This is a genomic window from Streptomyces sp. ICN903 (assembly GCF_022015835.1).
Lineage (GTDB): Bacteria > Actinomycetota > Actinomycetes > Streptomycetales > Streptomycetaceae > Streptomyces > Streptomyces fenghuangensis.
Window position 1 is genome coordinate 1 of the sequence record NZ_JAKMAY010000227.1, and the last position, 9,541, is coordinate 9,541.

The window sequence follows — 9,541 nt, forward strand, 5'->3', positions numbered from 1 at the left end:
GCTCACCCGCCGGAGCCCGCCCGCTGGCCCAGGCGGCACCACGCCGCCATCCTTGGAGACGATGAGTCTGCGCAGAACGGCGGCCCTGACCGCCCTCACCACGCTCGGTGCCGGAGCGGCCGCTGTCGTGGCCGGCCGGTACGCGGCCACCGCCGCCCTCAAGCCGTCCTCCGGGCACTCCCTGCCCGCCGGCTTCGAGGGCCCGCAGCTGACCGTCCACGCCACCGCGGCGGGGCAGGTCACCCTGACCCGGTCCCTCATCTCCCAGCTCCCCGGCACCTACGCCCTCACCGGCCCCGGCCGGCACGCCGTCGTCGGAACCGTGCTCGACGTCCCCTCCTCGGCCGACACCGTCGTACGGCGCCTGGAGCGGGTGGACCGCGGACGGCTCGCCACCGGGGACCGGGTGCGGCTGACCCCGCAGCTGCACACCGGAAACCCCGGGGACGCGCTGGGTCTGGAGTACGCGGACGTGGAGGTGCCCGGCGAGCTCGGCCCCCTGCCCGCCTGGTACCTGCCCGCCCTGCGCGACGTGTGGATCATCGCCGTGCACGGCCTGGGCGCCACGCGCGAGCACACCATGAACGTCCTGCCCTTCCTGAACGCCATGGGCGTCCCCGTGCTCGTCCCCGCCTACCGGGGCGATCCCGGGGCGCCCCGGTCGCCCGACGGCACCGTGCACCTGGGCGACTCCGAGTGGCGCGACCTCGACGCGGCCATCCGCCACGCCCTGGGCCGCGGCGCCCGCGGCATCGTGCTGTACGGGTGGTCCACCGGGGCCACCATGGCGCTGCGGGCCGCCGCCGAGTCCCCGGTCCGCGACTTCCTCACCGGGCTGATCCTGGACTCGCCCGTGCTCGACTGGCGAGCCACCCTGCGCGCCCTGGCGGGCGCCCGCCACATCCCCGCCCCCCTGCTGCCGCTGGCGGTGCGCGCCGCGCAGGGCCGCGCCCGGCTCCACCCGGACCTCCACACCGAACTGAGCGACCCCGGCGCGCTGCGGCTGCCCACGCTCGTCCTGCACGGCCCGGACGACGCCGTCGCCCCCTGGGAACCCTCCCGCGAACTGGCCGAACAGCGCCCGGACCTGGTCTCGCTGCACATCGTCGGACAGGCTCCGCACGCCGCCATGTGGAACGCCGATCCGCAGGGCTACCAGGAGGCGCTGCGCCGCTTCCTCACTCCGCTCATGTGAGGCGTTCCGACCGGCGTTTGGGCTTTCGGGCCGTCATCAACAACACTGCTCCCGTGACGTCCCGTACCCCGCGAGACACCCGGCTGCGCCTCGTATCCCGTCAGCCTCTCGCCGCCGCGCGCCGAGCCGTGGGCGCGCGCCGCCGGCGGAGCGCGCCCAGGCCCCCCGAGGGGGTGCCCCCACGCGACCAACTCGCCCGTCAGGCACGGGCCTGCCTCAGCGAGGCGGTGCGCCTGGCCCGGTGGGCCGACGGCACCGGGCTGTCGCCGGTGGCGGCCGCCGAGCGGGCGGCCGGGGAACTGCGGATACCGGTGGAGCAGATCCCTGTCCACTGGGACCGCGCCCGGCTCGCCGGCCTCATCGAACTGCACGACGGCACCGCCATGCCCGGCTGGCGGCTGCGCGCCTGGGACCGCGACGACTCGGCCGTGCTGCGCGGCTGGGTCGCGCTCTTCGACGCCTGGTCGCTGGCCCACCCCGCGCCCGAGGGCGCGGACCCCGGGGCGGTGGGGGAGGTGGTCGTGGCGGCGCCGCAGTTCCTGTCGGTGATGCACCTGTCCTCCGGCCCGGTGACGGTGCCGGCCCTGCTGGACCTGCTGAGGCGGCGTATCGCGGAGATCCGTGCCGAGCGCGACGGCGCGGCGTCCCCGGCGGGGCCGGGCGGCCCCGCCGGGGACGCACCCGGCGGCCTTCCGGCGGGTGAGGCGGCCGGTGACGCGGACGACTGCCTGCCCGCGCTCCTGGACTGGGCCCTGGACGGCCTCGCCTCCGTCGGCGCCCTCACCCGCTGCGCCGAGGACGACCGGGGCCGACCCGGGCAGGCGGTGCTCACCCCGCTGGGCAACTGGGCGGTGTGGGTGAAGCTGGAGCAGATCTGCGTCGCGGCCCAGAGCCCGGCGGGGAACATCGAGCAGCACGCCGAGGACATGCTGCGCGGCTGCGCCAGGCTCTCGCCCGGGGAGGCCCGTGCCGAGTACCGGGCCTGGCTGGCCGCGCGTCCCACCGGCCCGGCCGTCGCCGAACTGATCGAGGCCGCCCGCGGCGACGACGCCCTCATCCGCGGCCTGGCCTTCGAGGCGCTGCGCGCCGTGGGCGCCCCCGCGGAGTCCGCCGTCCGCGAGGCGGCCGGCGAGCCCGTCCTGCGCCCCTACGCCCTGCTCTGGCTCGCCGAGCACGACGGCGCGGACCCGGCGGACCTGGCGAACGGCGCCCCCGGCGTCCTGACCCGGGAGGAGGCCACCTGGCTGTGGGTGGACACCGCCGCGGCCGTCGCCGACCACGGGGAGGGAAAGGTACTGGTGGAGCACCTGGACTCGGCCGTGCAGAACACCGTCCCCGAGCTTTTGGAGGCGGTCCGCGCCACCGGCCACCCCCGTACCGTCCAGGTCCTGGTCGCGCTCGCCGCGGCCCACCCGGACCCGGTGCTGGCCAGGGCCGTGCGCCGCGCGGCCTTCCAGGTCCACACCGGCGAGGTGTGACGGGCGTCCCCGGCCGCCCGACGCCCCCGCACGGCGGCCGCCGTGCGGGGCCACACGGCACGGGGCCGAAGCGGCCTTGCCACCCCGGCGCGGAAATCCGGTTGCGCGCCGCCGTTAGACTGGCCGCATGGTGAACCTCCTCGTGCATTAGCGGCGTACGCCCGTCTCCCAGCCCCCGACCGAAGACGTACGTACGTCCACCCTGCCCAGGAGTATTTCCGTGATCACCGCCACCGGAGTAGAGCTGCGCGCCGGCGCCCGGATCCTCATCGAGTCCGCATCCTTCCGCATCGCCAGGGGCGACCGCATCGGACTGGTCGGCCGCAACGGGGCGGGCAAGACCACCCTCACCCGCTGCCTGGCCGGCGAGGGCGCCCCCGCGGCCGGGACGATCACCCGCACCGGCGAGGTCGGCTACCTGCCCCAGGACCCGCGCACCGGAGACCTCGACGCACTCGCCCGCGACCGCATCCTGTCCGCCCGCGGTCTGGACACCGTGCTGCGCAGGATGCGCGAGAACGAGGACCGGATGGCGAACGGCCAGGGCGCCACCCGTGAGAAGGCGATGAGGAAGTACGAGCGGCTGGAGACGGAGTTCCTCACCAAGGGCGGCTACGCCGCCGAGGCCGAGGCCGCCACCATCGCCGCCAGCCTCGGTCTGCCCGACCGGGTGCTCGGCCAGCCGCTGCACACCCTCTCCGGCGGCCAGCGGCGCCGGGTGGAACTCGCCCGCATCCTCTTCTCGGACGCCGACACCCTGCTGCTGGACGAGCCGACCAACCACCTCGACGCCGACTCGATCGTCTGGCTGCGCGACTTCCTGAAGACCTACCGCGGCGGCTTCGTCGTCATCTCCCACGACGTCGACCTGGTGGAGACGGTCGTCAACAAGGTCTTCTACCTCGACGCCAACCGCTCGAGCATCGACATCTACAACATGGGCTGGAAGCAGTACCTGACCCAGCGCGAGGCGGACGAGAAGCGGCGCAGGCGCGAGCGGGCCAACGCCGAGAAGAAGGCCGCGGCCCTCAACGCCCAGGCCGACAAGATGCGGGCCAAGGCCACCAAGACGGTGGCCGCCCAGAACATGGCCCGCCGGGCCGAGCGGCTGCTGGCCGGACTGGAGGGGGAGCGGCAGGCCGACAAGGTCGCCAAGCTGCGCTTCCCCGACCCCGCGCCCTGCGGCAAGACCCCGCTGATGGCCGAGGAGCTGTCCAAGTCCTACGGCTCGCTGGAGATCTTCACCGACCTCTCGCTCGCCATCGACAAGGGCTCCCGGGTGGTCATCCTCGGCCTCAACGGCGCGGGCAAGACCACCTTGCTGCGGCTGCTGGCCGGGGTGGAGAAGCCCGACACCGGCCGGGTGGTCGCGGGCCACGGGCTGAAGCTCGGCTACTACGCGCAGGAGCACGAGACGCTCGACGGCGACCGCACGGTCCTGGAGAACATGCGCTCGGCCGCCCCGGACATGGACCTGGTCGACATCCGCAAGACGCTGGGCTCCTTCCTGTTCTCCGGCGACGACGTGGACAAGCCCGCGCGGGTGCTCTCCGGCGGCGAGAAGACCCGGCTGGCGCTGGCCACGCTGGTGGTCTCCTCGGCCAACGTGCTGCTGCTGGACGAGCCGACCAACAACCTCGACCCCGCCAGCCGGGAGGAGATCCTGGGCGCCCTGCGCACCTTCACCGGCGCGGTGGTGCTGGTCACCCACGACGAGGGCGCGGTGGACGCGCTCCAGCCGGAGCGGATCATCCTGCTGCCCGACGGTGTGGAGGACCTGTGGGGCGAGGAGTACGCGGACCTCGTGGCGCTCGCCTGAGCGGAGCCGGCCGCGGTGCCTTCGGCGCCCGCCCGCCGCGCCGGAACACCTGCCCCGGTCCTGCCCCGATCCCGTCTCCAGCCCGCCCCGGCCACGCCGCGAGCGCGTTGTGATCACACCGTTCTGGATCATTCGGCCGACGCTTGATCCATCATCTGAGTGAGATCGGCTCGTATTCCGGCGCGGTCGGGCGTCGATGGCGCCGGAGGTGTGGCATAGACCTTCCATCCCCGGTGCTTGAGCACCGGCCGAGGCTCTGACCTGCTCTTTCCTCGCGCCGCAGGGAAGTGTGCACCTCGAAAGAGCCGTGGAACGCCTCGCTCCGGAGCTCTTGGGCCCTTGTCCGGCCGCCGATGACGTTTTACGGACCTTGTCGAATGGGTGGCCAGAAAACCGGCAAGGGGTGATCATGAGAGTCCAGAGCGCACTTCCCATGAGGAGGCACGGGTGGCCGAGACTCTGAAGAAGGGCAGCCGGGTGACCGGCGCCGCGCGCGAGAAGCTCGCGGCTGACCTCAAGAAGAAGTACGACTCCGGTGCGAGCATCCGGGCGCTGGCCGAAGAGACCGGCCGCTCCTATGGATTCGTGCACCGGATGCTCAGTGAGTCCGGCGTGACCCTGCGCGGTCGCGGCGGTGCCACGCGGGGCAAGAAGACCGCGACGTCCTGAGACCCAGGGTGTCCCGAGGGGCGCCACCCGGTCGGCCATCCAGTCGGCCGGGTGGTTACTCTTCAGTCACTTGACAGTCGTCCGACTGCGGACTGCCCCGGGAGATCCTCATGACCCTGCTCGACAAGGACGGCGTGCGGCTCGTCGCGGACGGTGCCGTGGCCACGGTCACGCTCGACCGCCCGGCCAAGCGCAACGCCCAGACCTTCGCGATGTGGCGTGCCCTGGCCGAGGCGGGGCGGCTGCTGCCCGGCGAGATCCGTGTCGTCGTCCTGCGCGGAGAGGGGCAGTCCTTCTCCGCCGGACTCGACCGGCAGGCCTTCACCCCCGAGGGCTTCGACGGCGAGCCGTCCTTCATCGACCTGGCACGCGGCTCCGACGCCGAGGTCGACACGGCCATCGCCGGCTATCAGGAGGCCTTCACCTGGTGGCGGCGCAACGACATCGTGAGCATCGCCGCCGTCCAGGGGCATGCCGTCGGTGCGGGCTTCCAGCTCGCGCTCGCCTGCGACCTGCGGGTGTGTGCCGACGACGTGCAGTTCGCGATGCGCGAGACCAGTCTCGGGCTGGTCCCCGATCTCACCGGCACCCACCCGCTCGTCTCCCTGGTCGGATACGCCCGCGCGCTGGAGATCTGCGCGACGGGCCGCTTCGTGCGCGCCGAGGAGGCCGAGCGGACCGGCCTGGCCAACCTCGTGGTGCCCGTCGCGGAACTGGAGGCCGCCACAGCGGATCTGGCCGCGGCGCTGCTCGCCGCCCCGCGCGACGCGGTGATCGAGACCAAGGCGCTGCTGCGCGGTGCGGTGGGCCGCACCTACGACGAGCAGCGCGCCGCCGAGCGCGCGGCCCAGACGCGCAGGCTGCGCGACCTGGCCGGCATCGGCGACTGAACGCTCTCACCCCGGGCCCCGCACCACCTCCGTCACCACGGCCGCGACCGTCACGGGCCCGGGGGCGCCGGCGGCCGCGGCCCGTGCCGCCGCGTCGCGGACCGCGCGCGCCACATCGAGCGCACGGTGGTCCGCGGCGACCGCGAACTGGACTTGTACATGGCGTCCGGGGGCCGCGCCGGCCCCGTCGCCGGGGCCGGTGTCCACGGTCCGCAGCGCCCGGGCCGCTCCCCCCAGTTCGGGGGCCAGGCGTGTCACGCCCGGGACGGCCAGTGCCGCGGCGCCCACCGCGCTCCCGGCCTCCCCGGCGTCCGTGATCTCCCCGCTGTCGGCCCGCTCCTCGGAGGGCTCCTCGGGCGGGGGCCCGTCGTCCGGCCCGTCCAGCAGCCCGGTGATCCGCAGGTCCACCGCCGCCACCACCAGTCCCAGACGTCTGTCGGCCGCTTCGGCCAGGGCCGAGCGCAGTCGCTCGGCCGCCGCCGGCAGCGGCTCCTTCGCACCGGCCTCGAACTCCGCGGAGATCCTGACCGGACCGGGCGGAAGGGCGCTGGGAGGCATCGGTACGGCCGGCTTCCCGCCCGCGCCGTGCTCGGCCGGGGAGAGCCGCAGCGTGCCCGGCCGCACCCCCGGCAGCCCGGCCGCCGCCTGCCGCAGCACACCGGCCGCCGCCCGTTCCGCGATCCAGGTGCCGTCCTCCGCCCCGCCCAGCGGAAGCAGGCGTCCGAAGCCGATCTGCCGCCGTACGGCCTGAGCCAACCGGTCCGTGGCCATGGTCTGCGCTCCTCTCCCGGCCCCCGGTGTCTGTCCCGCGAGGCCGTTCGGTGCCCCGCCGGCACTCTTCGGGGTTCTCCCTCCAACGGTGCCCAGCCTCGCGCCACGGGCTTCGCTCGGCCGTGTCCTTCCTCCATGTGGCGGTGCGCTCATGAGGCAAAAGAGGGCGATCGTGCCTAGCGTGGAGATATCGGGACGAAAGGTTCCTTTGTCGAAGGCAAGGGGTGACGGAAATGACCGAGACCACCCAGCAGAACCGTTCAGGCCCTTCCGGCGGACGGCTCGGTGAGGGGCGGGGCGCGAGCGACCCGCGTGTGCGCGGGAAGACCACGATCGCCGACGGCGTGGTGGCGAAGATCGCCGGGATGGCGGCCCGCGAGGTCGACGGTGTCCACGCGATGGGCGCCGGCATGAGCCGGACCATCGGCGCGGTGCGCGACCGCGTCCCCGGCGGCGGTGGCGGTGGCGGTTCGTCCGTCACGCGAGGGGTGAAGGTCGAGGTCGGCGAGACCCAGGCGGCGATCGATCTGGACATCGTGGTCGAGTACGGGGTGTCGATCACCGATGTGGCGAGCGATGTGCGCGAGAACGTCATCGGCTCGATCGAGCGGATGACCGGCCTGGAGGTCGTCGAGGTCAATGTCACGGTCGACGATGTCAACCTGCCCGACCAGGAGCACGAGGAAGAGCAGCCGGAGAGGCCGCGGCTGCAGTAGTGCGCCGCGGGCCGCAGGGGCCCGGCGGAGCAGGAAGCTGAGGAGCGCACGATGAGCATGGCCGCAGTCGGCTTGATCGCAGGCATGGCGCTGGGCTTCGCCGGATACTTCGGCGGTTTCTGGGCCTTCCTCCTGGTGGCGGTACTGGGCGCGGTCGGTTTCGTCGCCGGCCGGGTCCTCGACGGCGATCTGGAACCGGGAGAGATCTTCCGCTCCGGCGGCGGACGGCGGTGACCGGTGGCGCAGGAATTCCGCAGGGCGGAGATCTCCTGGGTGCCCCCGGCCGAGCGGGGGGCGACGAGAATCGCCGACCGGGTCGTCGCCAAGATCGCCGCGCGGGCCGCCCGCGAGGCACTGGACGAGGACCCCGGAGCGTCCGGGGCGCCGCGTGCGGGGAAGGACCCGCGGGCGAAGGTCGCCGTCCGCCGCCCTGCCGACCGGAACGGGCCGAACGGCGAGGCCCGGGTGGTGGTCGCGGTCGAACTTCCCTACCCCTGCGACATCGGCGCACGGTGCGGCTCGGTGCGCCGAAGAGTCGCCTCACGGGTGCGGGAACTGGCCGGTATGGCGGTCCGGCAGGTGACCGTCGAGGTCACACGGCTGCACACGGGCCCCTTCGGCGGCAGGAGCGGAGGGAGGGTGCGGTGAAGGCACGATGAGCCACGACGCCCGGCGGCAGCCGGCCCCGGAGAGCGCCGCCGGCACGGACCCGGACGGTGCGGCACCGCCCGCGCCGGAACCCTCCGGCGCGGACCGCCGGCCGGACGGCGGCCGGGGCGACGGGGGCGGCGGAGGCGGGAGCACCCGGCGCTTCTGGTCGGCTCGGCGGGTGCCGGCCGCGATCGTGGCACTGGTCCTGGCCGTCGCGGCGGCCGTGCTCCTGTACGAGGCCGTCGCCGCGAGCATCGACAAGTCCCCCTCCGCGTGGCGGCGCGAGGTCACAGCGGACCTGGCCGCCCGGCCGCTCGACGACCCCTGGACGATCGCCGGCGCGGCGCTCGCGGTCCTGCTGGGGCTGTGGCTGGCCGTGCTGGCGGTCACCCCCGGGCTGCGCGGTCTGCTGCCGATGCGCGGTGGTTCCTCCGACGGAGTCCGGATGCGCGCCGGACTGGAGAGGTCCGCGGCCGAGGCGGTGCTGCACGACCGGCTGCTGGACGTGCCCGGGGTGCGGTCGATCCGGGTGAGCGCGGGGCGGCACCGGATCAAGGTGCGGGCGCGGGCCCACTTCCGGCCCCTGGAGGATGTGCGGGGAGACCTGGACAGGGTTCTGGAAGAGGGCGTGCGGCAGCTCGGGCTCGCCCGGAGGATGCGGCGGTCGGTCCGGGTGCGGCGCCCGAAGAAGGGCTGAGGAAGGGCGAGGTGGACCGGATGCTCACGGTGGTGAACCGGATTCTGCTGGGGCTGGCCGGACTGGCACTGCTGGTGCTGGGACTGGCGGCCCTGGCGGGCGGGCTCGACCTCCAGCGGCGCTGGGGTTTCGACATGCCCCGGGATATTTTCCGGGGCGGGCCGGAGGAGGTGCTGCTGGGGCGGGGAGAACCCGCCTGGTGGCGGGATGCGGACTGGTGGCGGTGGCTCCTGGCGATCGGCGCGCCGGCCGCCGCGCTCCTGCTCGCCCTGTGGTGGCTGTCGGCGCAGCTGTGGCGGCAGCGGCCGGACACCGTGCTGGTCGACAGCGGCGACGGTTACGGTGCCCTGGTCGGGACACGGACCCTGGGGGACGCCGTGGCCGGGGAGGCCGGGGCCCTGCCGGGCGTGGAACGGGCCCGGGTGAGGCTGGGCCGCCGCCGCGCCGGGGTGCGGGCCCGGGTCGCACTGGCGGTGGCCGCCCACGCGAGCCCCGCCGAGGTCCTCGCGCGCGTGCGGGACGAGGCGCTGGAGCACGCCCGTGCCTCGGCGGGCCTGGAGAAGCTGACCGCGGAGGCCCGGCTGCGCTCGGCGCGGCAGCGGGGTGGGTGGACGGGCTGAGGCGGCGCCCCCGCCAGTCGCCCCCACCGCCCCGC

11 protein-coding genes are annotated in these 9,541 nt (G+C 74.5%); 10 read left to right on the plus strand and 1 reads right to left on the minus strand.

Annotated features, from left to right (window positions below; all coding sequences use genetic code 11):
• Positions 1–61: 61 nt before the first annotated feature.
• From L7D48_RS20905 to L7D48_RS20925, 5 genes are all read left to right on the plus strand, one after another.
• Positions 62–1,195, plus strand: coding sequence for an alpha/beta hydrolase (locus tag L7D48_RS20905; RefSeq protein ID WP_237881298.1), 1,134 nt, complete (start codon positions 62–64; stop codon positions 1,193–1,195).
• A 53-nt stretch (positions 1,196–1,248) separates the two neighbouring features.
• Positions 1,249–2,673, plus strand: coding sequence for a hypothetical protein (locus tag L7D48_RS20910; RefSeq protein ID WP_237881300.1), 1,425 nt, complete (start codon positions 1,249–1,251; stop codon positions 2,671–2,673).
• 220 nt (positions 2,674–2,893) lie between these two features.
• Positions 2,894–4,492, plus strand: coding sequence for an ABC-F family ATP-binding cassette domain-containing protein (locus L7D48_RS20915; RefSeq protein WP_237881302.1), 1,599 nt, complete (start codon positions 2,894–2,896; stop codon positions 4,490–4,492).
• 447 nt (positions 4,493–4,939) lie between these two features.
• Positions 4,940–5,161, plus strand: coding sequence for a helix-turn-helix domain-containing protein (locus L7D48_RS20920; RefSeq protein WP_175540892.1), 222 nt, complete (start codon positions 4,940–4,942; stop codon positions 5,159–5,161).
• A 110-nt stretch (positions 5,162–5,271) separates the two neighbouring features.
• Positions 5,272–6,051 carry an enoyl-CoA hydratase/isomerase family protein gene (locus L7D48_RS20925; protein ID WP_237881304.1) on the plus strand — a complete coding sequence of 260 codons (780 nt, stop codon included), beginning with the start codon at positions 5,272–5,274 and terminating at the stop codon, positions 6,049–6,051.
• Positions 6,052–6,057: 6 nt separating this feature from the next.
• Here L7D48_RS20925 and L7D48_RS20930 read toward each other — a convergent pair whose 3' ends face one another.
• Complete coding sequence (locus L7D48_RS20930; RefSeq protein WP_237881306.1) at positions 6,058–6,822, minus strand: nucleopolyhedrovirus P10 family protein; 765 nt, start codon at positions 6,820–6,822, stop codon at positions 6,058–6,060.
• Positions 6,823–7,055: 233 nt separating this feature from the next.
• Between L7D48_RS20930 and L7D48_RS20935 the strand changes: the two genes are divergently transcribed.
• Genes L7D48_RS20935 through L7D48_RS20955 form a run of 5 tightly spaced genes read left to right on the plus strand, consistent with a single transcriptional unit; the run spans position 7,056 to position 9,506 of the window.
• Complete coding sequence (locus L7D48_RS20935) at positions 7,056–7,538, plus strand: Asp23/Gls24 family envelope stress response protein (protein ID WP_237881309.1); 483 nt, start codon at positions 7,056–7,058, stop codon at positions 7,536–7,538.
• A gap of 51 nt (positions 7,539–7,589) precedes the next feature.
• Positions 7,590–7,772, plus strand: a complete 183-nt coding sequence (locus L7D48_RS20940; protein ID WP_237881311.1) for a hypothetical protein — start codon at positions 7,590–7,592, stop codon at positions 7,770–7,772.
• A gap of 3 nt (positions 7,773–7,775) precedes the next feature.
• Positions 7,776–8,186, plus strand: coding sequence for a hypothetical protein (locus tag L7D48_RS20945; RefSeq protein WP_237881313.1), 411 nt, complete (start codon positions 7,776–7,778; stop codon positions 8,184–8,186).
• A gap of 7 nt (positions 8,187–8,193) precedes the next feature.
• Positions 8,194–8,886 carry a DUF6286 domain-containing protein gene (locus L7D48_RS20950; protein ID WP_237881315.1) on the plus strand — a complete coding sequence of 231 codons (693 nt, stop codon included), beginning with the start codon at positions 8,194–8,196 and terminating at the stop codon, positions 8,884–8,886.
• Between the two features lie 20 nt (positions 8,887–8,906).
• Positions 8,907–9,506: an alkaline shock response membrane anchor protein AmaP gene (locus tag L7D48_RS20955; protein ID WP_237881317.1), complete on the plus strand. Its 600-nt coding sequence runs from the start codon at positions 8,907–8,909 to the stop codon at positions 9,504–9,506.
• Positions 9,507–9,541 lie beyond the last annotated feature (35 nt).

Excerpts from the sequence above, each read along its gene's own strand:
- L7D48_RS20950 (WP_237881315.1), top strand. The coding sequence starts at position 8,194 with ATGAGCCACGACGCCCGGCGGCAGCCGGCCCCGGAGAGCGCCGCCGGC.
- L7D48_RS20925 (WP_237881304.1), top strand. The coding sequence starts at position 5,272 with ATGACCCTGCTCGACAAGGACGGCGTGCGGCTCGTCGCGGACGGTGCC.
- L7D48_RS20940 (WP_237881311.1), top strand. The coding sequence starts at position 7,590 with ATGAGCATGGCCGCAGTCGGCTTGATCGCAGGCATGGCGCTGGGCTTC.
- L7D48_RS20935 (WP_237881309.1), top strand. The coding sequence starts at position 7,056 with ATGACCGAGACCACCCAGCAGAACCGTTCAGGCCCTTCCGGCGGACGG.
- L7D48_RS20955 (WP_237881317.1), top strand. The coding sequence starts at position 8,907 with ATGCTCACGGTGGTGAACCGGATTCTGCTGGGGCTGGCCGGACTGGCA.
- L7D48_RS20930 (WP_237881306.1), bottom strand. The coding sequence starts at position 6,822 with ATGGCCACGGACCGGTTGGCTCAGGCCGTACGGCGGCAGATCGGCTTC.
- L7D48_RS20905 (WP_237881298.1), top strand. The coding sequence starts at position 62 with ATGAGTCTGCGCAGAACGGCGGCCCTGACCGCCCTCACCACGCTCGGT.